The sequence below is a fragment of the Rhodoferax sp. genome (assembly GCF_018780565.1).
Classification (GTDB): domain Bacteria; phylum Pseudomonadota; class Gammaproteobacteria; order Burkholderiales; family Burkholderiaceae_C; genus Rhodoferax.
On record NZ_JADMJN010000011.1, the window covers coordinates 1 to 22467 of the forward strand.

Here is a 22467-nt window from a genome sequence, read left to right on the forward strand (position 1 = left end):
CCCTCGTATGAAGCTTGGGAAGCTGCCGTTCTGCCATTGAACTACACCCGCAGCGCTAAAAATTATAGGAGCCGCCCCCGGGGAGGATGCCCTTCACCCAGGGCGGTTGAAACGCTCAAGGGCGTATGTAGGCCCAACCTTCTTTTTGCCGTTGCATGAGTTGAACAACACCGGCGGGCACATAGCCAATGCCGGCATGCATGTCGTCCTTGCCCAGCTTCTGGTTTTTCATGGTGTTTTCGCAGGCCACCATTTTCATACCGGCTTTGGTCGCTTCGGTGACGCGATTGCCGGTGGTGGCGTCAGCCTTGAGCATGCCAATGCCGGGGCCATAGGCGACGATCTCAATATCGACCTTGTCGGCGCCCAATTCGTCTTGCACGTTCTTGGCGTTGTTCAGGGCAAGGTTCCATTTGGCAGCATCGCCATCGCTGACCTGAAAGACGACTTTGGCCTTGGCGGGCGCAGCGGTCTGCGCCATTGTTCCCAAAGCGAGGGTGGCGCTCAGCGCCCATACGGTGGTTCGGATGAAGGCTTTGCGGTTCATTTCTGAATGTCTCCAATGCAAAGGTATTTGATCTCTACATAGTCGTCCATGCCATGGTGCGAGCCCTCGCGGCCCAAGCCCGACTGCTTGACACCGCCGAATGGCACGTGCTCGGTTGCCAGTATGCCGACGTTGATGCCCACCATGCCGTATTCCAGCGCTTCGCCTACACGGTAGATGCGGCCGATGTCACGGCTGTAGAAGTAGCTGGCCAGGCCGAACTCGGTATTGTTCGCCGCGTCAACGGCTTCCTGTTCGGTTTTGAAACGGAACACCGGTGCAAAGGGACCAAAGGTTTCTTCTTTGGCGCAGATCATGTCGGCAGTGGCGTCTGCAATCACGGTGGGTTCGAAAAACTGGCCCGGCAGTCGCTTTCCGCCTGCCACGATGCGTCCACCCTTGGCGACCGCGTCATCGACATGGCGTTGCACTTTGACGAGCGCAGCTTCTTCGATCAGCGGGCCCTGCGTGACGCCCTCTTCAAAGCCGTTGCCAACCTTCGTGGTCTTGACCTTGGCTGCGAACTTCTGCACGAACTCGTCATAGACGCCTTCTTGCACGTAGATCCGGTTGGAGCAAACGCAGGTCTGGCCTGCATTGCGGTACTTGCTGGCAAAAGCGCCTTCTACCGCGCTGTCGATGTCCGCATCGTCAAACACGATGAAGGGGGCATTGCCACCCAGTTCAAGAGACATCTTCTTCACGGTGGGCGCGCTTTGAGCCATCAGGATGCGGCCTACTTCAGTGCTGCCGGTGAAACTGATGTGTCGCACCACATCGCTTGCGCAGATGACCTTGCCCACGGCAATCGAGTTGTCGGCATCAGCCGTGATCATGTTGAGCACGCCTGCTGGAATGCCGGCGCGAATGGCCAACTCTGCGGCCGCCAGGGCCGTCAGCGGCGTCAATTCGGCAGGCTTGATGATGACCGGGCAGCCTGCGGCGAGTGCGGGGGCAACCTTGCGGGTGATCATGGCCAGCGGGAAATTCCAGGGCGTGATGGCGGCGCACACGCCGATCGGCTGCTTGATCACCATCAGACGGCGGTTGTTGTCAAACTGGGGGAGTGTTTCACCATTGACGCGCTTGGCTTCTTCGGCAAACCATTCCACGAAGCTGGCGCCATAGGCGACTTCGCCCTTGGCTTCGGCAAAAGGCTTGCCCTGTTCGGCGGTCATGATGCGCCCCAGGTCTTCCTGGTTGGCCATCAGCAAGTCAAACCATTTGCGCAGGATGGTGCTGCGTTCCTTGGCGGTCTTGTTACGCCAGGCGGGCCATGCCGCATTGGCGGCGGCGATGGCTTTCTCTGCATCGGCGGGCCCCAGGTTGGCCACGTCAGCCAGCTTTTGGCCGGTGGCCGGGTCCAGCACATCAAAGCGGCTGGCGCCAGACAGCCATTGGCCGTTGACCAGTGCATCGGTCTTGAACAGGGTGGGGTCTTTCAGCAGGGAAAGGGGTGATGTGTTGTCAATGCCTGCAGTTTTTACATTCATTCAAAGTGCTCCTAGGGATCTCAAGATTGTGCCTTAACTGCCAGTCAGGGCTTGTTCAAGGATTTCCAGAGCCTCGTTGAAAATGGGCTGTTCAATCGTCAGCGGGAAGAGAAAACGCAACACGTTGCCATCCACGCCGCAGGACAACAGAATCAGGCCCCGCTCCAGTGCGCGGGCCTGCACTTTTTTGGTGAAGTCCGCATCCGGGTTGCCTTCTGCATTGCGGAATTCGGCGGCGACCATGGCGCCCCAGCCCCGAATGTCGGCGATCTGGGGCACACGGCCTTGAAGGGCCGTCAAGTGTGCCTTGAGCTGATTGCCAAGTTGTGCGCCTCGGGCAGGCAGGTTTTCTTCTGCCATGACCTCAATCACTGCATGGGCTGCGGCAACTGCCAGCGGGCTACCCGCATAGGTACCGCCCAAGCCGCCGGGGGCTGGTGCATCCATGAGTTCGGCACGCCCTGTCACTGCGGAAAGGGTAAGACCACCGGCCAACGATTTGGCAATCGTCATGAGGTCAGGCGTGATGCCATCGTCTGCGAAATGGTCCATGGCAAACATCTTGCCTGTGCGTCCAAAGCCGGTTTGAATTTCGTCAGCGATGAGAACAATGCCGTGTTCGTCGCAGAGTTGGCGCAACCATTTCGCCGCCTCACGATGGAGGGTGTTGAAGCCACCTTCACCCTGGATCGGTTCAAAAATAATGGCGGCCACCCGCGATGGTTCCAGGTCACATTTGAAGAGCTGGTAGATGGCCCGTTTGGCGTCGGCAAGAGAGGTCTCATCTGAAGGGAAGGGGACGTGATAGACCTCAGGGGCAAAAGGACCGAATCCCGCCTTGTACGGCTGTACTTTGCCAGTCAGCGAGACGGCGAACAGGCTTCGGCCGTGAAATCCGCCACCAAATGCGATAACGCCGCTGCGCTTGGTGGCATAGCGCGCAATCTTGATCGCATTTTCAACCGCCTCGGCGCCGGTCGAGAACAAGGCCGTCTTCTTGGCATGGGTGCCAGGGGTCAACTGGTTCAACTTCTCGGCAAGCGCGATATAGCTTTCGTACGGCACAACCTGGTAGCAGGTGTGGGTGAATCTTTCCAGCTGAGCCTGGATGGCGGCAACGACCTTCGGGTGGCGATGCCCCGTATTGAGGACGGCAATACCGCCCGCAAAGTCGATGTAGCGACGGCCCTCGACATCCCACAGCTCGGCGTTGGTGGCGCGATCTGCGAAGAAGGTGCCCATCACGCCCACGCCCCGTGGCGTCGCGGCCGCCTTGCGGGCCATCAGGGATTCATTCAAGGAGTGTTTCATAGTCATATTTCCTTTACAGCTTGATCATCACGTGGCGTGCCACGGTGTAGTCTTCCAGCGCATACATCGACATGTCCTTGCCGTAGCCGGAGGACTTCAGACCACCATGCGGCATTTCGTTGACGAGCATGAAATGCGTGTTGACCCAGGTGCATCCGTACTGAAGTTGCTTGGCAACGCGCATGGCGCGACCCACATCCTGCGTCCAAACGCTGGAGGCGAGGCCGTATTCGGAGTCGTTGGCCCAGCCGACGACCTGCTCGGCATCCGTGAACCGGGTGACGGACACCACCGGGCCAAATACTTCGCGCTGCACGATTTCGTCGTCCTGGCGAGCGCCAGCGATGACGGTGGGCTCGAAGAAAAAGCCGGGACCCTGGCGCAGCTTGCCACCTGTGGTGACCTCCATGTGGCCGGCCATTTGAGCGCGCTCGACAAAGCTGGCCACGCGGTTGCGCTGGCGGTCGGAGATCAATGGTCCAAGTTCGACGCCTTCTTCATCCTGTGTACCCATCTTGATGGTGGAGACGGCTGAAGTGAGCTCGGCGACGAGTCGCTCGTAGATTTTGGGGCCTGCGTAGATCCGGCAGGCCGCCGTGCAGTCCTGTCCCGCGTTGTAGTAGCCAAACGTCCGCACGCCCGCAACCACTTCCTCGAGGTTGGCATCATCAAAGACAATCACCGGCGCCTTGCCGCCCAGTTCGAGATGGGTGCGTTTGAGCGTCGTGGAGGCCGCCTGAAGAATCTTGCGCCCCGTGGCAACATCCCCGGTCACTGACACCATGCGAACATGAGGGTGCTCGACCAGGGGCTCGCCTACGCTGACGCCCCGGCCGCACACGACGTTGAGAACGCCTTTGGGCAGGATTTCTGCGGCCAGCCGGGCGAACAGCAAGGCCGTCAACGGTGTCTGCTCGCTGGGTTTGAGGACCACGGTATTGCCGGCGGCGAGAGCCGGTGCGGTTTTCCAGGCGGCCATCATCAGCGGATAGTTCCAGGGCGCAATCGACGCGACAACGCCAATGGGGTCGCGCCGGATCATGCTGGTGTGACCACTGAGGTACTCGCCAGCGATGGAGCCGGTCATGCAACGTGTGGCGCCGGCGAAATAGCGAAAACAGTCGGCAATCGCGGGAATCTCATCGCCCAGGGCACGGGCATAAGGTTTGCCGCAGTTGAGCGATTCGAGCCGCGCAAACTGCTCGGCATGCGATTCAATGGCATCGGCCAGCTTGAGCAGCAATCCGGAGCGCTCTGCGGGCGTGGTTTGCGACCACGTTGCATAAGCCCGATTCGCCGCTGAGACGGCACGATTCACCTGCTCGTGCGAAGCCTCCGGGACCAGGCACAGTACTTCGCCGGTTGCGGGATTGAGAATGGGTTCCTCGGGGCCTTCGCCCCTGACCAATTGCTGGTCAATCAGAAGTTCTACGGGAAACTGTTGGCTGATTTCGGTGGTGTGTCCCATGGACTTGGCTCCTTGTGGCGGGTCGGTATAAAGTTGGATTGGCAGGCTCAGCGACTGTGACTGTCCTCGTCGGAGCGAGTCAGCCAGTACGCAGCAATGATGGGAATGAATGTCAGTGCGATCATGATGACTGCCACAACATTGGTAACAGGCCGCTGGCGGGGTCGGATCAGTTCCTGAAACATCCAGATGGGAAGGGTGGTCTGCTGCCCGGCGGTGAACGTGGTCACGATCACTTCGTCAAAGCTCAGAGCAAAAGCCAGCAGTCCCCCGGCCAGCAGGGCCGAGCCGAGTTGTGGCAAAAGCACGTAGCGGAAAGTCTGGAATGCATTGGCGCCCAGGTCCATGGAGGCCTCCAGCAGGGACGGACTGATGCGGCGCAACCTCGCAACGACATTGTTGTAAACCACGACGACACAAAATGTGGCGTGGCCGATCACGATGGTCCAGAAACTGAACGGGATATCCATCGCGTGATAGGCCGAACGCAGCGAGATGCCGGTAATGACCCCGGGCAATGCAATGGGCAGGATCAACAGCAGGTTGATGGCCTCACGCCCAAAAAACTGGGTTCGTGCCAATGCGCCTGCAGCCAGTGTGCCAAGTACCATGGCAAGGCCGGTGGCCCAGAGGGCGACCTGAAAAGACAGCTTCATTGCATCCCAGACATCCTGGCGTCCCAAGGCCACGGCAAACCACTGGGTGGTCAGGCCCGGTGGGGGGAAGACATAGCTCTTGTCCTCGCTGCTGAACGCATACAGGACGATGAGCGCCAGAGGAATATGCAGAAACAGGACGCCTGACCAGACGGCCAGCTTCAGGCCCACGGACGCGCCGCGAACTGGACGGGACACTTTTTGGGTGGAATCAGATTGCATCGAAAGCTCCCTTGCGTTTGGCGAGCCACAGATAGATGCCAATGATGATGATGGGAACTATCGAGAACGCGGCGGCAAATGGCAGGTTGCCCGCTACGCCCTGCTGGCGGTAGACGACCTGCCCGATGTAGAGCGTGGAATTGCCAATGACCTGGGGAATGATGTAGTCCCCCAGCGTCAGGGAAAAGGAAAAGATGGACCCCGCGGCGATGCCTGGCATGGCCAGAGGAAGGATGACCTTGCGGAAGGTCTGTGACGGCGTTGCGCCCAGGTCGCTCGATGCCTCCAGATAGGAGCCAGGGATGCGCTCAATGGCGGCCTGAATCGGCAGGATCATGAAGGGCAGCCACATGTACACAAATACGATGAATGTTCCCAGCGGTGAAAAGCTCATGGAGCTGCCGCCGACCACCGGCATGGACAGCAAGCCGTCCAGCAGCCATTGCAGATGCAGACTGCTCAACACCCAGGAAATGGCCCCTTCTTTGGCCAGCAGAAGTTTCCAGGCATAGAGGCGGACGAGGTAGCTGGACCAGAGTGGCAGCATGACCGCTACATAGAGCAGCGCCTTTTGCGAGCCGCGAGCATGGCGCGCCATGTAAAAGGCAATCGGGAATCCGATGATTGAACAGGCCAGCGTGACCAGAATTGCCATCACCGTGCTGCGCAGGGCGACGTCCAGATTGGTCGGTGTGAAAATCTCAATGAAGTTGCCGAGGCCGACTTCACGCACCACTTGACCGGTGAAGTCATCCAGTCTGAAAAAGCTGTTTGCCAGCAGGCTGAACAATGAGCCCAGGTAGACAACGCCAAACCAGAGAAGCGGTGGCGTGAGCAACAGGGCGAGCAGCAATCCGCGTCGTGTGTACAGGAGTGTCGACAGGCGGTTGAGCACGCCCGTGTGGGGGCTGAACGAGCTGTGATCCGGTTTCATGGTGCGACGCTATCCCGGTCTTCGATCGGATGGATCGCGGCATCATCCCAGTGAAGATGGGCCACATCGCCCACGCTGGGGGCCTGCGGTGCCGAATGCACCGCCAGGTCGGCCAGCAGTGACTCGGCACCATTCGGCCGCTGCACGGTAACGCGCCAGAAGGAGCCGAAAAACTGAACTTCCTGGACCCGTCCTTCCACACGGGCAATGGACTCTGTCGGTGTTTGGGTGCCGAGTTCAAGCCGGATATGTTCAGGCCGGATCATGATGGTTGAAGCGTTGCCGAACACCTTGGCATCCGCGCCGTGCAACACGTTCGCCGTGCCAACAAATTCGGCAACGAATCGGGTGCTGGGCCGGTTGTACAGCTCGGAGGGTGTGGCAATTTGCTCCAGTCGGCCTTTGTTGAAGACGCCGATCCGGTCGCTCATCGACAGCGCTTCGTGCTGGTCGTGGGTCACGAAGATGAAGGTAATGCCCAGCTTGCGCTGAAGGGCTTTGAGTTCGCTTTGCATTTGTTCGCGCAGCTTCAAGTCCAGTGCGCCCAGTGGCTCATCCAGCAGCAATACCTTGGGTTCACTGATCAGGGCGCGCGCCAGGGCGACCCGCTGGCGTTGTCCACCGGACAACTGCACGGGTTTGCGATGTGCGACCTCGGGCAACTGCACTGTCTCCAGCAGGGCGAGCGCGCGCCGATCACGGGTGCTGCGGTCCACGCCGCGCACCATCAGGCTGTAGGCCACGTTGTCCAGGATGGTCATGTGCGGAAACAGGGCGTAGTCCTGAAACACCGTGTTCACAGGGCGTGAGTAGGGTGGTAGCTGACTCACATCGGCACCGTGAATACTGATGCTGCCGCTGGTGGGCAGGGTGAAGCCACCGATCATCCGCAGGCAGGTTGTTTTGCCCGAGCCGGAGGGGCCCAGCAGGGTGAAGAATTCGCCGGATTGAACATCCAGGCTGACACGGTCCACTGCGTGTACGGATTTTCCCGAAGAGCGAAATACGCACGATACCTCGCGCAAGCTAACAGCCGCAGTCATGAGATGCAGACCTTTTCAAGTAGTCAATAAACTGGATGGTGTACCGTGGATCAGGCCAGTGCCTGATTCACGGTACTGTCTCAAACTTGCAGGCTCACGTGGCGTACGCGAGCCTGTCAGGCTTTAGCGGCCGCCCAGGACGGCGATGTAGTCAGAGGCCCACTTGTGGTAGGGGACACATTGGTTGTTTTGCGTCTTGCACTGGGTGGTAGGTGTTTTCCAGAAGGAAATGCGCTCGAAGTCCTTGTAGCCCTGACGGTCACAACCTGTATCGCCCAGCAACTTGTTGCCCTTGCATGCGGCAGGAACGGCAGGGACCGAGCCAAACCAGGCCGACAGATCACCCTGCAGCTTGGGGTTGAGCGAGTGCTCCATCCACATGTATGCGCAGTTGGGGTTCTTGGCTTCAGCATGCATCATGGTGGAGTCAGCCCAGCCGGACGCGCCCTCGACGGGGACAACGGTTGCAATCGGCGCTTTCTTGGAACCCAGGATATTGGCCTGGAATTGCCAGCTGCCCGATGCCACTACACCTTCGTTGGTGAAGTCGTCGATCTGCACAAAGGCATCGTGCCAGTATTTGCCCACGATCTTGCGCTGGCCGCGCAGCAGGTCCAGGGCGGCCTTGTACTGGGCTTCATTGAGCTCGTAAGGATCCTTGATGCCCAGTGCCGGGTTTTTCTTCATCAGGTACAGGGCAGCGTCGGCGATGTAGATCGGGCCGTCAAAGGCCTGAACGCGACCCTTGTTGCTCTTGCCATCCGGCAAGGTCTGCTCTTCAAACACTACGCTCCAACTGGTGGGCTTCTTGTCGCCAAATACCTTGGTGTTGTACATCAGCACATTCCAGCCCCACTGGTAGGGGACGCCATAGTGTGTGTTGTTCTCAAAATGCCAGGGTGACTTTTGCAGGCGCGGGTCAACGTTTTTGTAGCTGGGGATCAGGCTGACATTGATGGGTTGAACCTTTTTGCCGCGGATCAGGCGGGTGCTGGCGTCGCCGGATGCTGTCACCAGGTCAAATCCGCCCTCGTTCATCAGTGCCACCATCTCGTCCGAGGTGCCTGCGGTCTTGACGTTGACCTTGCAGCCGGTGGCCTTTTCAAAGCCGGTCACCCAGTCAAAATTTTTATCGGTTGCGCCGCGCTCGATGTAGCCAGCCCAGGCGACGATATCCACCTGGCCTTCACCTTTGCCAAGTTTTTGCAGGGGCTGCTGGGCCAAGCCGGCGCTGCCGATCGCCATGACACCCATTGCCACCGCTGCATATTTCAGGAATTTCATAGAGGTACTCCGTTCGGTTTGTTCGATTTCCAGCTGGGCTGGGCCTTTTGCCAGATGCCAAAAGCAGAGGAAATGTAGTCTTGACACCAAGGTCTGTGAAGTTCAATATTCGAAGCCCTTCCTATCTGAATAATAGATAGGAAGGGTAAACCCGAATATTTTTGCGATATCCACGTCCTCGGCTCTGGTCATGCAACGTCACATCACACTCAAGCAATTCCGCTATTTCCTGGCGGTTTCCGAAACGGCCTCCGTTGCTGGCGCGGCCCGAATGATCAACATCGCACAGTCGGCGGTCACCAAGAGTATTCAGGAGCTGGAAGAATCCCTGGGTGTGTTCTTGTTTGAACGTAACTCCAGGGGTATGGTGCTCACGCAGGAAGGGCACCGGTTTCAGGCCAGTGCGCGCAAAGTCATTGCGGCCGTCGCGGAAGCCGGTCAGCTGGCGCGTGGCAAGGTTGAGACCCTGACCGGCAACCTCACGATCGGGGTGACGAGCCTGGTGGCGGGCTATTATCTTGCCGACCTTTTTGCCCGCTTCCAGCGCTCCCATCCTTCGGTCAATATTTCGGTGGTTGAGGATTCGCCCCAGTTTCTGGAGCATTTGCTGATCAATGGCGAGGTGGATCTGGCAATCATGGTGTCCAACGCCCTGGGTGATCCGCAGGCGCTGGTGGTCGAGGAGCTGACCAGTTCACCGAATCGGGTCTGGATGGCCTCCAGCCATGCCCTGGCTGAGCGGCAGGAGTTGACGCTGGCCGAGTGTGCGGCACATCCCCAGGTGGTGCTGGAGGCAGATCGTGTGGAGGGGGTGCTCAGCGCCGTGTGGTCCCGCTATGGTTTGCATCCGCAAGTATTGATGCGAACCTCTTCCCTGGAGGCGGTGCGTTCACTGGTCGGCATTGGTGCGGGCATCACGATCCTGCCGGATTTTCTGTACCGGCCCTGGACCCTGGATGCAGACCATATCGATGTGCGCAGTTTGCGCGATGCAGTGCCCAGTATCAATGTCGGCCTGGTCTGGCGACGTGGCTCTCGAAGTCGCGTGGTGGTCACGGAATTCATCGAGCTGGCGCGGGAGCAGTCCCGCAGCAACCGCATCCGGTAGATTGATGAAATCTATAATTGGCGCCATGAGCTTATCCACCCCTGCCGCCCCCCTTTTCAGCGTCGCCGCCATTCGCAAGGTATTCCTCGATTTTTTTGAGTCCAAGGGTCACACCGTGGTCCAGTCCAGTCCTCTGGTGCCGGGCAACGATCCCACCCTGATGTTCACCAACTCGGGCATGGTGCAGTTCAAGGACGTGTTTTTGGGCACCGACAAGCGCTCCTATGTGCGGGCGGCATCGGTACAGGCTTGCCTGCGCGCTGGTGGCAAGCACAATGACCTGGAAAACGTGGGCTACACCGCGCGCCATCACACCTTCTTCGAAATGCTGGGCAACTGGAGCTTTGGCGATTACTTCAAGCGCGATTCGCTCAAATGGGGTTGGGAGCTGTTGACTCAGGTCTACAAGTTGCCCCCTGAGAAACTGCTGGTCACCGTTTATAAGGACGATGATGAGGCTTATGACATCTGGCACAAGGAAATCGGCCTGCCCGCAGACCGTATCGTGCGCATCGGCGACAACAAGGGCAAGAAGTACGCGTCTGACAACTTCTGGATGATGGCCGACACCGGCCCGTGCGGCCCGTGCTCCGAGATTTTTTACGACCATGGCGCCCATATTCCTGGTGGTCCACCCGGAAGCCCGGACGAAGACGGTGACCGCTTCATCGAAATCTGGAACCACGTGTTCATGCAGTTTGACATGCAGCCCGATGGCAGCCTGGTCAAACTGCCAGCACCCTGCGTGGACACCGGCATGGGCCTTGAGCGCCTGGCGGCCATTCTGCAGCACGTGCACAGCAATTATGAAATCGACATCTTTGACGCGCTGATCAAGGCGGCGGCACGGGAAACGGGTTGTGCCGACTTGAACAACAAGAGCCTGCGCGTGATTGCCGACCACATCCGCGCTACCGCCTTCCTGGTAAGCGACGGCGTGACCCCCAGCAATGAAGGGCGCGGCTATGTGCAGCGCCGCATCATCCGCCGCGCCATTCGCCATGGCTACAAGCTGGACAAGAAGACGCCGTTCTTTCACAAGCTGGTGCCCGATCTGGTGGCCCTGATGGGTGACGCGTATCCGAAGCTGAAGTCTGAAGAGAAGCGGATCACCGAGGTTCTGAAAGCGGAAGAAGAGCGCTTCTTCGAGACACTGGAAAACGGCATGCAGATTCTGGATGCGGCGCTCGAAGGCGGTGTCCGGGTCTTGCCGGGCGAGGTGGCCTTCAAGCTGCACGACACCTTTGGCTTTCCGCTGGACTTGTCGGCCGACGTGTGCCGCGAGCGTGACCTGAGTGTGGACGAGGCCGGTTTCCAGGCCGCCATGGAAAAGCAAAAAGCCCAGGGCCGGGCTGCAGGCAAATTCAAGATGGACCGTGCGCTGGAATACAGCGGTGACGGCAATGACTTTGTCGGCTACGACAGCCTCACGCAGACTACCAAAGTTGTAGCACTGTATGCAGATGGTGTGCAGGCTACCGAACTGAAAGCCGGTCAATCGGGAGTGCTTGTCCTGGATACGACACCTTTCTATAGCGAGAGTGGTGGCCAGGTGGGTGATGCGGGCGCCATCTTCTGCGACAGTGCGATGTTTGAAGTTGGCGATACCCAAAAAATCAAGGCCGATGTGTTTGGCCACCACGGCACCCTGAAAACTGGCGTGCTCAAGGTGGGCGATACGGTGACGGCCCACGTGGACGCAAGCCTGCGCGCCGCCACAGAGCGCAACCACAGCGTGACCCACTTGATGCACAAAGCCCTGCGCGAAGTGCTGGGTGAACATGTGCAGCAAAAAGGCAGTCTGGTCAATGCCGAGCGCACCCGGTTTGACTTTGCCCACAACGCGCCAGTTACCGACTTGCAAATTCGCGACATCGAAGCCCGCGTCAACGCTGAAATTCTCAGCAATGCCGCCACCCAGGCGCGCGTGATGGACATTGAGTCGGCCCAGGCAACGGGCGCCATGATGCTGTTTGGCGAAAAGTACGGTGAGACGGTGCGGGTGCTCGACATCGGCGCCAGCCGCGAGCTCTGCGGTGGTACCCACGTGCAGCGCACCGGTGACATCGGGCTGTTCAAGGTGGTCGCTGAAAGCGGTGTGGCGTCTGGTGTGCGTCGTATCGAAGCCATCACCGGTCAGAACGCATTGGCTTACCTGCAAGACCTGGAAGACAAGGTGACTCAGGTAGCCGGAGCGCTCAAGGCGCCCGTCGTGGAGATCAATGACCGTTTGAGTCAGGTGCTGGACCATACCCGCGCACTGGAGAAAGAAATTGCCGCTCTCAAGGGCAAGCTGGCCTCTGCTCAGGGTGATGAGCTGGTGACCCAGGCGACGGAAGTGAAGGGCGTCAAGGTACTGGCGGCCAGGCTCGAAGGGGCGGATACCAAGACCCTGCGCGACACCATGGACAAGCTCAAGGACAAGCTGAAGACGGCCGTGATCGTGTTGGCCACCGTCGAGGGCGACAAGGTGCAAATTGCCGTAGGCGTCACACCCGACACCACCGGCAAGGTCAAGGCGGGTGAACTGGTCAATTTCATTGCGGCTCAAGTGGGTGGCAAAGGCGGTGGCAAGGCCGACATGGCCATGGCCGGGGGCACGGAACCGGCCAAACTGGCTGCTGCGCTCAGCGGTGTGCTGGCCTGGGTCTCTGCCAAGCTTTGATTTTCGCTATTTAAAAGATAGCGTGCTGTGCTTGTTTTGAAGGGCTGGAGGCTAAATTGGTACTGAAGCCGGCACGCGCCTTCGCCACCCTGTTGGCGGCATGTGCAGCTTTCACCATCTGCCCCCCGGCAGCGGCCCAGGGTTTTCAAGTCATTCCCTGGAGTGATCGCAAACCGGTTTCATTGCCGCTCGGGCCGGATCTGAATGGTCACGTCTGGCGGCTGGCCGATTTGCGCGGCAAAGCGGTGTTGATCAACTTCTGGGCCAGCTGGTGCGAGCCATGTCGTGCCGAAATGCCATCGCTGCAGTCGCTGGCGCAATTTTATGGCCCTGACAAACTGGTCGTGCTGGCGGTGAATTTCAAGGAATCGGCAACGATTGTCCAACGCTATGCCCAGCGTACTGATCTGCAGTTGCCGCTGTTGCTGGACCCCGATGGGAGCCAGGCTCGTCGGTGGGGTGCGAATGTATTCCCGTCCACTGTCCTGATCGGGGCCGATGGGCGCGTGCATGGCGTGGTGCGTGGTGAACTGGACTGGTTGGGCAGGGACGCTGCCAAACTGGTGTCGCCCCTGATGGCGCCGGCCGGTGCGGCCGCCAGGCCAAGCGAAAAAGCGGGCGTCCAGCGATAATTGCCCGGATGAGCCGGGCCTGCCCGTGTTCATCCAAGTCAATTCGGGGTACCTTGACATACGCCGATTGAACTTCCTTTTACCTTTCCGGAGTTCTTTTCATGACCACCGTTCACGCTCATGCGCGCCGAAGTTTTTTAAAAAATACGGCTGCCGCCGTTGTCTCCACTGCGCTGCCTGCTATCAATTTTGCGCAAACGGCCACGCCCGCCGAACGCCAGTTCAGCCCGCAACCCGGTAACTGGCGCACGTTCGAGGTGAGCACACGGGTTGACATCATCAAGCCGCAGGGCAGCACCCGCGTCTGGTTGCCGGTACCCGCCGTCAACACCGAATGGCAAAAATCAATGGAAAACCGCTTTGCCAGCAATGGCCGGGCCGAGTTGATGGACGACAAGCCAAGTGGCGCCCGCATGCTCTATGTCGAGTTTGCCGAGAACGAGGCAGCGCCCTTTGTTGAGCTGACCAGCCAGATCCAGACCCAAAACCGCGCCGTGAACTGGGCACAAAAGCAGGATGTCGTTGCGGACGCTGCCACCGTTCAGCAATGGACCCGTCCCACCAGTCTGCTGCCCACCGATGGCATCGTGCGCAAGACCGCGCAGGAAGCTGCACAGGGCGCCAGCACCGATATTGAAAAGGCCCAGAAAATCTACGACTGGATTGTGGCCAACACCTTCCGCGAACCCAAGGTGCGCGGTTGTGGCGAGGGTGATATCAAGACCATGCTCGAAACCGGCAATCTGGGCGGCAAGTGCGCTGACCTGAATGCGCTGTTCGTCGGCATGTGCCGCTCGCTGGGCATACCTGCCCGTGACGTGTATGGTCTGCGTGTGGCGCCTAGTGCCTTTGGGTACCGCGAGCTGGGTGGCAACCCGGTCAGCCTCAAGGGCGCGCAGCATTGCCGTGCCGAGGTTTTCCTCAAAGGTTACGGCTGGGTCGGCATGGACCCCGCCGATGTTGCCAAGGTCATGCGCATGGAGACTCCGCAGTGGATCAAGTCACCCAAAGACCCGATCGTGGCACCGGTGAACAAGGCCTTGTTTGGCAGCTGGGAAGGCAACTGGATGGCCTACAACACGGCCCATGATTTGAGCCTGCCCAACACCAAAGGTCCCAAACTTGGCTTTTTCATGTACCCCACCGCCGAGAATTCGGGGGGGCGACTGGACTCCTATGCGCCGGATGATTTCAAGTACCAGATCACGGCCAAGGAAATCAAGGCATAGGGTCATTGTCACCATTCGACCGGACTGACGCAACTCGGCATTTTGCTCAGGACCGGTTGAGGGCAGTCTCCTCACAGGAGACCCGATTTCGCCCACCTTGCTTCGCCTTGTAGAGTTGAACGTCGGCCTCGTTGAGGAGGTCTTCCAGATGACTGTGCTGGCGGCGCTCGGCCACACCGAAGCTGGCTGTCAGCACGATGGTTTCGTGCTCGGTGGGCAGGCCTTGGGCTTCGATCGACTGGCGCAGGCGTTCAGCGAACGAACGAGCCTGTTCGAGGCTGGTTTCAGGCAGCAAGAGCATGAATTCTTCACCGCCCCAACGCGCCAGGATGTCGCCATCTCTGCAGGCGAGAGCCAACTGTCTGGCGATGGCCACCAGGGCGTGGTCGCCCGTTTCGTGTCCGTATTGATCATTGACCCGTTTGAAATGGTCAATGTCCAGCATGATCACCGTCAAGGGGCGCTCATTGCGTACTGCGGTGCTCCAGATCGGTCCGGTTCGCTCCAGAAAGGCCCGGCGGTTGTGCAGCCCCGTCAAGGGGTCTATGCCTGCCAACTGGGTGGCTCGCAGGCTGGCCAGCTGGTATTGCCGCATCTGGTGGGTCAACGCGAGCGCCAGAAGCGTGGCCTCGACGACGATGCCCACCTCCACCGCGTGATAACTCACGGGTGTGAATGGCAACCATCCCCATGCAGCCAGGGTGGTTGTGATCGTGCCGACCATGCCGCACAAGGCCGCCGCCAAAAAATAGCGTCCTGCGACCCGGCCGTGGCGAACGGTGAGTATGCCCAAGCCCGCCATGCCCAGGGTGAACAAGGACAGGAAGCTGAAGGCCAGCAGGGCTGCGCCTTCGCGGTAACCCGTGGCGATGCACAAGCCCATCAGACCCAAGCCCAACCAGATACTTTGTCTCACGGTGCGCAGCACCCGGGGCGCATGTTCCCCCAGAGCCAGGAAGCGGCTGGCAAAGATCAAGCCGCTGGAGCCAAACAGCACCATCAGCACCAGGATCACATACTGTTGAATCCAGGGTTGCCCCGACCACAGCCAGGCGTTGCCATGTCCTGTGTAGGCCATATTGAGGAGGACGAGAATGGCCAGGTACAGCGAATAGTACAGGTAGCTGCGCTCCCTCAGCCCGGCGAACAGCATGCTGTTGTAGGCGAACAGGGCAAACAGAAAGCCGTACAGGAATCCATAACCGTAATGGACAAAGCGCTCGTTGGCAACGGCCTTCGTGGCGGGTGTCAACTCAAGGGGCAGCACCAGAACGTCATTCGTCTGGACCCGCAGATAGAGTTCGCTGCGCCCCGGTGCAAACTGGGGGTCGAAAGTGAAGCCTACGCCCGGCGTGAGGCCGTAGGGGTAGGGGTTTTCATCGCCTGTTTGCCAGTGGCTGCTGACCTGATTGTTGTGAACGACGAACACGTCGATCTGGTCGATCCAGGCGGTTCCTGCCACCAGCCGAAACGCCAGCGCGGTGGTGCCGGGGTTGAACACCTCCAGATGCACCCAGACCGGACGGGAGCCGATTCCGTAATTCAGCACCGGCCGGTCTCCCTGACGGAAACGGCCTTCGCGCAGTTGGGCCCGGGCTTCCTCCAGCGTCAGTTGGCGCCCATCCTCCACCAGCATGCGGGCGTGCTCGCCGAGGGATCCTTGCGGGAGATTGGTGAGTTGCAGGGTTTGCGCCTGTGCCAGCCCCGAGGCCACTGCCAGCAGAACCGCCCACAGCAGCTTGCGCCACCAGCCAGAATGCCTGCCCAGGCTCCACAAGCCCGTGACAGGCGCAGCGACGAGGCGAAAGGCGTGGATTGATTGGATTGCGCTGGCGGGTTGCATGTCGAGCTATTTGTTCCAGGCAGATGGTAGAGATGATAGTCTTGCGGTGCGCCTGCCGGGGGTTGATTTTCTCGCTCAAATGTGCGGGCTGGCGTTGGTGTAAACCCTTTCTTTTTGCTGCCGGAAATTCCACCAGGGCAGTACGCCGCGCATGGACAGCACCTGGCCGCTTTGCGTGGGCGCATAACCAGGAATACGGGCCACTTCGTCCTGCCAGGCAGGCGTTTGCAGCAGTTGCAGCAAAGCCTGGATGCCGGGCTGCACCAGAGCGGACTTGAGACACACGAGGTGATAGCGTTCCTGTGCCAGCGGCACAAAATCAAGCCCCGCCCGGTTGGCTGCTACCTCGATACCCAGCCCGGCGTCGGCCTGCCCTGCGGCCACTGCGTGGGCCACGGCGGCATGTGAAGGCTCAGTATGTGAATAGCCTTCAATGTCCCGGCCTGTCAAACCCGCCTGCGCGAGCAGTTCGTCCAGCACCACCCGGGTACCCGTTCCCAGCGCACGATTGGCAAAGCGGGCGCGGTGCGTGGCGATGTCGCTCAGGGTGCCCAGCCGAAGAGGGTTGCCTTTGGCCACCATCAGGCCTTGCGTGCGCAGGGCAAATCCAATGATCTTGTGCTGGCCCGGTTGCAGCAGGCTCTTGTAGGTGCGCTCCGTCAGCGTATCGGGACCCGTGCCCTGCAGGGTATGAAAACCGGCCATGACGCAGCGCCCCTCGTTAAGCGCGCGAATGGCATCCACGCTGCCGGTGAAGCGGATGTCCAGATGAAGCTGCCCGTCGCCATGTGCTTGCTGCAGCGCGTGCTCCCGCAGGGCGCTCAGGGCGTCATCGTGGCTGGCATACAGCGTCACCACGTGGGCGGTATCGTCAAAGGCCACGGCAAAACTGCGCTCCAGCTCGGCACGCAGCGCATCGATCTGCGGTGCCAACCGGGCCTGCGCCTGGCGCTCGGCCCACATCAGCTTGGAGCCAAACTCGGTCAGGCGTGCCGACTGGCCTTTTTCCCACACCACCAGTTCGTTACCGAGTTCGGCTTCCCAGCGCTTGAGTTCGCCCCAGACATGGCGGTACGACAGACCCAGCGCGCGCGCACCGGCAGAGATGGAGCCTTGGGTGCTCACCGCCTGCAGCAAGTCGATCAGCGGGTTGCGCACCAGTGCCGGGCTGCTGTCACGCGAGAGGGTGTAGTGGAATTGGAGCCTATGCACAGCGTTTCATATCGCAGGTAATTAAGTCGATGGCTACGATACCCCAAGTTATGACTTCATTCACTGACAGCGCGGCTACAGCGCTGCAACTTATCGCTTCCCTGGATCCTGGTCTGCTCGCCATCGTGGGCCGCTCTCTGTCCGTCAGTGCCACGGCCTGCGCCATCGCCTGCGTGCTCGGGCTGGCCTTTGGGGCCTGGCTGGGCGTAGCCCGTTTTGCTGGCCGCGCCGCTTTGCTGACTGTGCTGAACACCTTTCTGGCCGTGCCCTCGGTCGTGGTGGGCCTGGTGGTTTACCTGCTGTTATCGCGCTCCGGGCCATTGGGCTTTTTGGGATGGCTGTTTACCTTCAAGGCGATGGTGCTGGCGCAGGCCATTCTGGTGCTGCCGGTGGTCACTGCGCTCACGCGCCAGGCGGTGGAGGACGCGGAAGGCACTCACGGCGAGCAACTGCGTTCACTCGGGGCCAAACCCTTTGTGCGCAGCCTGTTGCTGGCCTGGGACGAACGCTATGCACTGTTGACGGTGATGATTGCCTCGTTTGGCCGTGCCGTATCGGAAGTGGGCGCTGTGATGATCGTTGGCGGCAATATCGAGGGTTTTACCCGCGTCATGACGACTGCCATTGCGCTGGAGACGAGCAAGGGCGATTTGCCTCTGGCGCTGGGATTGGGTTTGATTTTGCTTGGCGTGGTGCTTTTTCTCAATGTGATGATTTCTCTGGTGCGCCGCTGGCGTGAGCGCCAGGAAGTGCGTGGCAGCCGCGAGGTGCCAGCGCCGGTGCTGGAGATCAGCACATGAAGCCGGTGTTTCGACTGAACGCGGCAAGCGTACATTTTGGCCGCCCGGCAACGGCCGTACGCGCACTCTCGGACGTGACACTGAACATCCAGCCTGGCGAACGCGTGGCGCTGGTCGGGGCCAACGGCTGTGGCAAGAGCACCCTGCTGCGTCTGCTGCACGGGCTGACAGCGCCCACCGCGGGGCATGTTCAGTGTGCGCCCGAGGTGCGCCAGGCCATGCTGTTTCAACGTCCGCATTTGTTGCGCATGCCGGTGCAAAGCAATATTGCCCTTGGCCTGTGGCTGCGCGGCACGCCCTGGCGCGAGGCCAAGGTGCTGGCTCTGGCGGCCTTGGCGCGCGTCGGCCTGCCGGAGCTGGCTGCGCGCAATGCGCGCAAGCTGTCCGGTGGGCAACAGCAGCGCGTGGCGCTGGCACGGGCCTGGGCCACACGCCCCGAGGTGCTGCTGCTGGACGAACCCACGGCCAGTCTGGACCCGCATGCCAAACGCGAAGTTGAATTGCTGATTGAAGAGTTTGCCAACGCGGGCGCCCAGGTCACGCTGGTTTTTGCCAGCCACAACTTGGGGCAGGTCAAGCGTCTGGCAAGCCGTGTGATCTATCTGGAGCAGGGGCGGGTGCTGGCCGATTTACCGGTGGAAGATTTTTTCGGAGGGGACCTCCTGCAGTTGCAGTACCCGGCCGCCCATTTGTTTGTCAAAGGAGAACTCGTGTGATGAGATTTTTGGAGATTTTCAGGCCCCTGGCCCTCGTGAAATATGCAACATTTGCTGCTATTTTGATAGCAAATGCTGATGTTCAGGCGCAGTCCGTCGTCATGGCTTCCACCACCTCCACCGAGCAGTCCGGTCTGTTCAGTCACTTGTTGCCGGAGTTTAAAAAAGCCAGCGGGCTGGACGTGAAGGTGGTGGCACTGGGCACCGGGCAGGCGCTTGACATGGGGCGACGGGGCGATGCCGATGTGTTGTTCGTGCACGATCAGGCGGCCGAAGAAAAAATCGTGGCCGATGGCTTTGCCATCAAACGCTTCCCCGTGATGTACAACGACTTTGTGCTGATTGGCCCCGCCGCCGACCCTGCCAAAGCCCGGGGCAAAGACATTGTGGAAGCCCTCAAGAAATTGTCGGCAACCAGTGCCAGCTTTATTTCGCGCGGCGACAAGAGCGGCACGCACGCAGCCGAGTTGCGTTACTGGAAGGTGGCAGGCGCGCAGGACAGCAAAGGCAGTGGCTACAAGGAGTGCGGTTGTGGCATGGGCCCTGCGCTCAACATCGCGTCCAGCAGCGGTGCCTATGTGCTGGCCGATCGCGGGACCTGGCTCAGTTTCAAGAACCGCGGCGATTTGACCGTGCTGGTGGAAGGGGACACCAAGCTCTTTAACCAGTACGGCGTGATGGTGGTGAACCCAGCGAAGCACCCGCATGTGAAAGCGGCCGATGCGCAGAAGTTTGTTGACTGGGTCGTGTCCGCACGCGGACAGGAGGCGATTGCCAGCTACAAGATTGGCGGTGAACAGTTGTTCTTTCCGAATGCCAAGCCTTGAGAGGCTGTGTGGACGTGGCTTGAGTTTTATTTTTCGGGCGGCTGGTGGTGGCAGGGTTTGGGGCACTGGCCCCCGCCTCATACTGTCAAATGCCCAGAAATCGGCGGGGACCAATGCCCCAAACCCTGCGGGCCACCTGGCGTAGATGTCGACTGAAAATTGAGCGCGGCAGGTGCCGCCTATGCGGCGAGAGCGGTCTGTCAACCAACGCTCTCAACTGCAAGAAATTGCTTATTGGGGTCTAGAATTGCTCGAAGACAGTCTGCGGGGTTTGTCGGATTTTTTATACCTGTATAAATCTCAGGCAAAACCACCGCAAGCAAGGCTGCAAGCCATTCTTAGGAGGAAATGATGTCCAGATTATCCCGCAGCGCCCAGAATATCCTGCAAGTTTTGCGGTCTAAATTACGGTCGATCGACGTATAGAACAGTGGCGCTAGCACACATACTGGGTATTTATACAGCGACGATTTTCTGGTAGCGTGCGTAGCTGCGACACAGCGCACGGACAAAAGCGAGCTTTTGACACGGACGAAGTGACACAGCTACGTAGGCTGTTGACCAAAAAAGGGACGGTTTTGAATAGGCAGAATACGCGCCAAGAGGTGTTGCGATCCGCGACAGACCGAGTCAACCGTACGGACACCCGCTACGCGTGTGCCGCACATTTTCGACGTTATCCATGACCAAGCTCAACGCATCTTCAACTCCGCCATCGCGATTCGTGGTGGTCGGTGCGTGGGTTGGCGGATTCGCTGCTGCAGGCGGCTTGGTCGCGATGATCCTCATTGCCCTCGACAAGGTCAGTGGCGGGCATGGCCTCGACACATATCGAACCAAGTGGATGGTTGAAGACAATTGGATCGGCTTTCTTGTCTTTGTCGTCGTGACCATCGGGCGGCAATAATCGGGTGGTTTCAGCGGCGGCGCGAGCAGCGCGAAATTCAACAGCTTGAAACCAAGTATTCAGCGGGGCATCATGGATAACAGGTTAATCGATTGGACCACCAACGGCGGCCAATGGCACCGCCATTCTTCGGTCAGCAGTGCGCCGTTGCCGTCCAATCATCGCCAACGTTAGACCTCATGAAAGTCCCCGCGCTCCGGATCGAAGTCAACGGCGAGTTGGTCGCAGTCGCCGGTGCTCCAGACCTTTCCATGCTTTCGGGCCAAGTGGCGTTCGGCGCCGCCGGTCCCAATAGCATCATCGATACATCCAGCATCGTGTTCAACGTCATGGGCCTGGCACTCAACGGGACGCAGCCCCGACAGCTCACGTGGGCGAATGGGCTTGAACTAAAAGTCGGTGACAGAGTGACTTTTGAGATCGTCGAGGTGTCCGACCCTAGTCCCCCTGGAAAAGTGTTGGCGACACCGTCGTCAGCAGAACTCGCGCGGGAAGCGGCGAAGCAAAAGCGTGGTGGATCACAATGACACTGAGGTCTAACGGGTCGGCCCACGCGGACACACAACATCAAGTTGTCGCTTCGCGACGTGTGTTGCGTGCCGGTGGCCTCCAACGTTAAACATGGCCCACGCCGCTCCCACGTTCCCGTTCTTCGTATCTACTGAGGAGCGCGCTCTCAGCTCCGAAGAGCAGGAAGTTCTCGCGGTTCTCATTGACCGGGAGGCGTTCGAGCTGGCCTCCTCGGCGAGGCCTCTGCGTGTGGTTGGGCGTTGTGGCTGCGGCCAATGTCCCACAGTGTTCTTTCAACCTCCTCGCGTCGGGGAGAACGAACGCGAAGTCTGTTCGTACTCTGGAAAGGACGCGAGCGGAGGAATTGTTGGGGTGCTGCTGTGGGAAAAGGGCGGATGTCCGTCGCAGCTTGAGTTCTACTCTGTCGACGGTCACGACCCCTGGTCACTCCCGCTGCCTAGCACTCTGGAGCGCTTCTGAAGGCCATGTTTAACATGTCAATCGACACGGACCCACAACAGCAGGAGGCGGCTTCGCCGCAAGTTTTGGTGGTCCGGTCATCTTTACGTTGGGTGTCTCAATGAACGACTCCTCCGCTGTTCTCGCAATTGAGCTTGGCCCTGAGTGGGATGACGGTCTACTCTCAAAGCTTCGCATTGCGGTTACGCAAGCCGGAGGAACGATGAAAGAACTTTCGTGGGGTGTTGGCGGCTCTCAAGAAGTGACCACATATCAAATTCAACTCCCAGGTGGGTCAATTGAGGTCAAAGCGGAAACATACATGGGGCTTGTTATTCGAGGTCCCTCTGTGCTTGTCCAACAATTGGCTGCTGCAGCAAAGGCTTCAACCAACTAATCCACCTTGGTTCCCTTCCATGCTTATGTCGTTGTCCCGCTCGTTGGCTATACCTCTATCCGTAAAGACGCCCAACCCTGCGGTCGACCCCGTTCGCTTCGCTCTCTGGACGCTGCGCGATGAAGCTGCACAGCGCCGGTCACCTTGAACGTTAAATTGCACTCATGGTTGTAGATGCCATCAAGGTCTTGGGGTTGCTGTTTA

General features: G+C 59.5%; 20 protein-coding genes. 10 read left to right on the forward strand and 10 right to left on the reverse strand.

The window, feature by feature from the left end; genetic code table 11:
* Positions 1-115: 115 nt before the first annotated feature.
* From IV109_RS15650 to IV109_RS15685, 8 genes are all read right to left on the reverse strand, one after another.
* Positions 116-547: a DsrE family protein gene (locus tag IV109_RS15650; RefSeq protein WP_296698565.1), complete on the reverse strand. Its 432-nt coding sequence runs from the start codon at positions 545-547 to the stop codon at positions 116-118.
* On the reverse strand, positions 544-2019 hold the full coding sequence (locus IV109_RS15655) for an NAD-dependent succinate-semialdehyde dehydrogenase (protein ID WP_296699105.1): 1476 nt from the start codon (positions 2017-2019) through the stop codon (positions 544-546). Before IV109_RS15655 ends, IV109_RS15650 begins: the two co-directional genes overlap by 4 nt.
* A gap of 54 nt (positions 2020-2073) precedes the next feature.
* On the reverse strand, positions 2074-3351 hold the full coding sequence (gene gabT, locus IV109_RS15660; protein ID WP_296698568.1) for a 4-aminobutyrate--2-oxoglutarate transaminase: 1278 nt from the start codon (positions 3349-3351) through the stop codon (positions 2074-2076).
* 13 nt (positions 3352-3364) lie between these two features.
* Positions 3365-4819 (reverse strand): gamma-aminobutyraldehyde dehydrogenase, encoded by a 1455-nt coding sequence (locus tag IV109_RS15665; RefSeq protein ID WP_296698571.1) that lies wholly within the window; start codon positions 4817-4819, stop codon positions 3365-3367.
* A gap of 47 nt (positions 4820-4866) precedes the next feature.
* Positions 4867-5697, reverse strand: coding sequence for an ABC transporter permease (locus IV109_RS15670; protein WP_296698574.1), 831 nt, complete (start codon positions 5695-5697; stop codon positions 4867-4869).
* Complete coding sequence (locus IV109_RS15675) at positions 5687-6631, reverse strand: ABC transporter permease (protein ID WP_296698577.1); 945 nt, start codon at positions 6629-6631, stop codon at positions 5687-5689. The genes IV109_RS15670 and IV109_RS15675 overlap by 11 nt, the downstream gene beginning before the upstream one ends.
* On the reverse strand, positions 6628-7674 hold the full coding sequence (locus tag IV109_RS15680) for an ABC transporter ATP-binding protein (protein WP_296698580.1): 1047 nt from the start codon (positions 7672-7674) through the stop codon (positions 6628-6630). The genes IV109_RS15675 and IV109_RS15680 overlap by 4 nt, the downstream gene beginning before the upstream one ends.
* 123 nt (positions 7675-7797) lie before the next feature.
* Positions 7798-8958 (reverse strand): ABC transporter substrate-binding protein, encoded by a 1161-nt coding sequence (locus IV109_RS15685; protein WP_296698583.1) that lies wholly within the window; start codon positions 8956-8958, stop codon positions 7798-7800.
* Between the two features lie 190 nt (positions 8959-9148).
* On the opposite strand from IV109_RS15685, the gene IV109_RS15690 reads away from it, so the two are divergent.
* The 4 genes from IV109_RS15690 to IV109_RS15705 all read left to right on the forward strand — a co-directional run bounded on the left by IV109_RS15690 (position 9149) and on the right by IV109_RS15705 (position 14592).
* Positions 9149-10066 carry a LysR family transcriptional regulator gene (locus IV109_RS15690; protein WP_296698585.1) on the forward strand — a complete coding sequence of 306 codons (918 nt, stop codon included), beginning with the start codon at positions 9149-9151 and terminating at the stop codon, positions 10064-10066.
* 25 nt (positions 10067-10091) lie between these two features.
* Entirely contained in the window at positions 10092-12731 is a 2640-nt protein-coding gene (gene alaS, locus IV109_RS15695) for an alanine--tRNA ligase (protein ID WP_296698588.1), read from the forward strand.
* A 56-nt stretch (positions 12732-12787) separates the two neighbouring features.
* Entirely contained in the window at positions 12788-13363 is a 576-nt protein-coding gene (locus tag IV109_RS15700) for a TlpA disulfide reductase family protein (protein WP_296698590.1), read from the forward strand.
* 101 nt (positions 13364-13464) lie between these two features.
* Complete coding sequence (locus IV109_RS15705; RefSeq protein ID WP_296698593.1) at positions 13465-14592, forward strand: transglutaminase family protein; 1128 nt, start codon at positions 13465-13467, stop codon at positions 14590-14592.
* A gap of 46 nt (positions 14593-14638) precedes the next feature.
* Here IV109_RS15705 and IV109_RS15710 read toward each other — a convergent pair whose 3' ends face one another.
* Both IV109_RS15710 and IV109_RS15715 read right to left on the reverse strand, forming a co-directional pair.
* On the reverse strand, positions 14639-16435 hold the full coding sequence (locus tag IV109_RS15710; RefSeq protein WP_296698597.1) for a diguanylate cyclase: 1797 nt from the start codon (positions 16433-16435) through the stop codon (positions 14639-14641).
* Positions 16436-16510: 75 nt separating this feature from the next.
* Positions 16511-17647, reverse strand: a complete 1137-nt coding sequence (locus IV109_RS15715) for a substrate-binding domain-containing protein (protein ID WP_296698600.1) — start codon at positions 17645-17647, stop codon at positions 16511-16513.
* 50 nt (positions 17648-17697) lie between these two features.
* Here IV109_RS15715 and IV109_RS15720 point away from each other — a divergent pair, with 50 nt between their 5' ends.
* The 6 genes from IV109_RS15720 (at position 17698) to IV109_RS15745 (ending at position 22263) form a co-directional block, all read left to right on the forward strand.
* Positions 17698-18447 (forward strand): ABC transporter permease, encoded by a 750-nt coding sequence (locus IV109_RS15720; RefSeq protein WP_296698602.1) that lies wholly within the window; start codon positions 17698-17700, stop codon positions 18445-18447.
* Positions 18444-19163 carry a phosphate ABC transporter ATP-binding protein gene (locus tag IV109_RS15725; protein ID WP_296698604.1) on the forward strand — a complete coding sequence of 240 codons (720 nt, stop codon included), beginning with the start codon at positions 18444-18446 and terminating at the stop codon, positions 19161-19163. Before IV109_RS15720 ends, IV109_RS15725 begins: the two co-directional genes overlap by 4 nt.
* Positions 19163-19990: a substrate-binding domain-containing protein gene (locus IV109_RS15730; protein ID WP_296698606.1), complete on the forward strand. Its 828-nt coding sequence runs from the start codon at positions 19163-19165 to the stop codon at positions 19988-19990. Before IV109_RS15725 ends, IV109_RS15730 begins: the two co-directional genes overlap by 1 nt.
* Positions 19991-20672: 682 nt before the next feature.
* Positions 20673-20897 (forward strand): hypothetical protein, encoded by a 225-nt coding sequence (locus IV109_RS15735; RefSeq protein ID WP_296698608.1) that lies wholly within the window; start codon positions 20673-20675, stop codon positions 20895-20897.
* 179 nt (positions 20898-21076) lie between these two features.
* Positions 21077-21424: a hypothetical protein gene (locus IV109_RS15740; RefSeq protein WP_296698613.1), complete on the forward strand. Its 348-nt coding sequence runs from the start codon at positions 21077-21079 to the stop codon at positions 21422-21424.
* Positions 21425-21987: 563 nt separating this feature from the next.
* Positions 21988-22263, forward strand: coding sequence for a hypothetical protein (locus IV109_RS15745; RefSeq protein ID WP_296698616.1), 276 nt, complete (start codon positions 21988-21990; stop codon positions 22261-22263).
* Positions 22264-22467 lie beyond the last annotated feature (204 nt).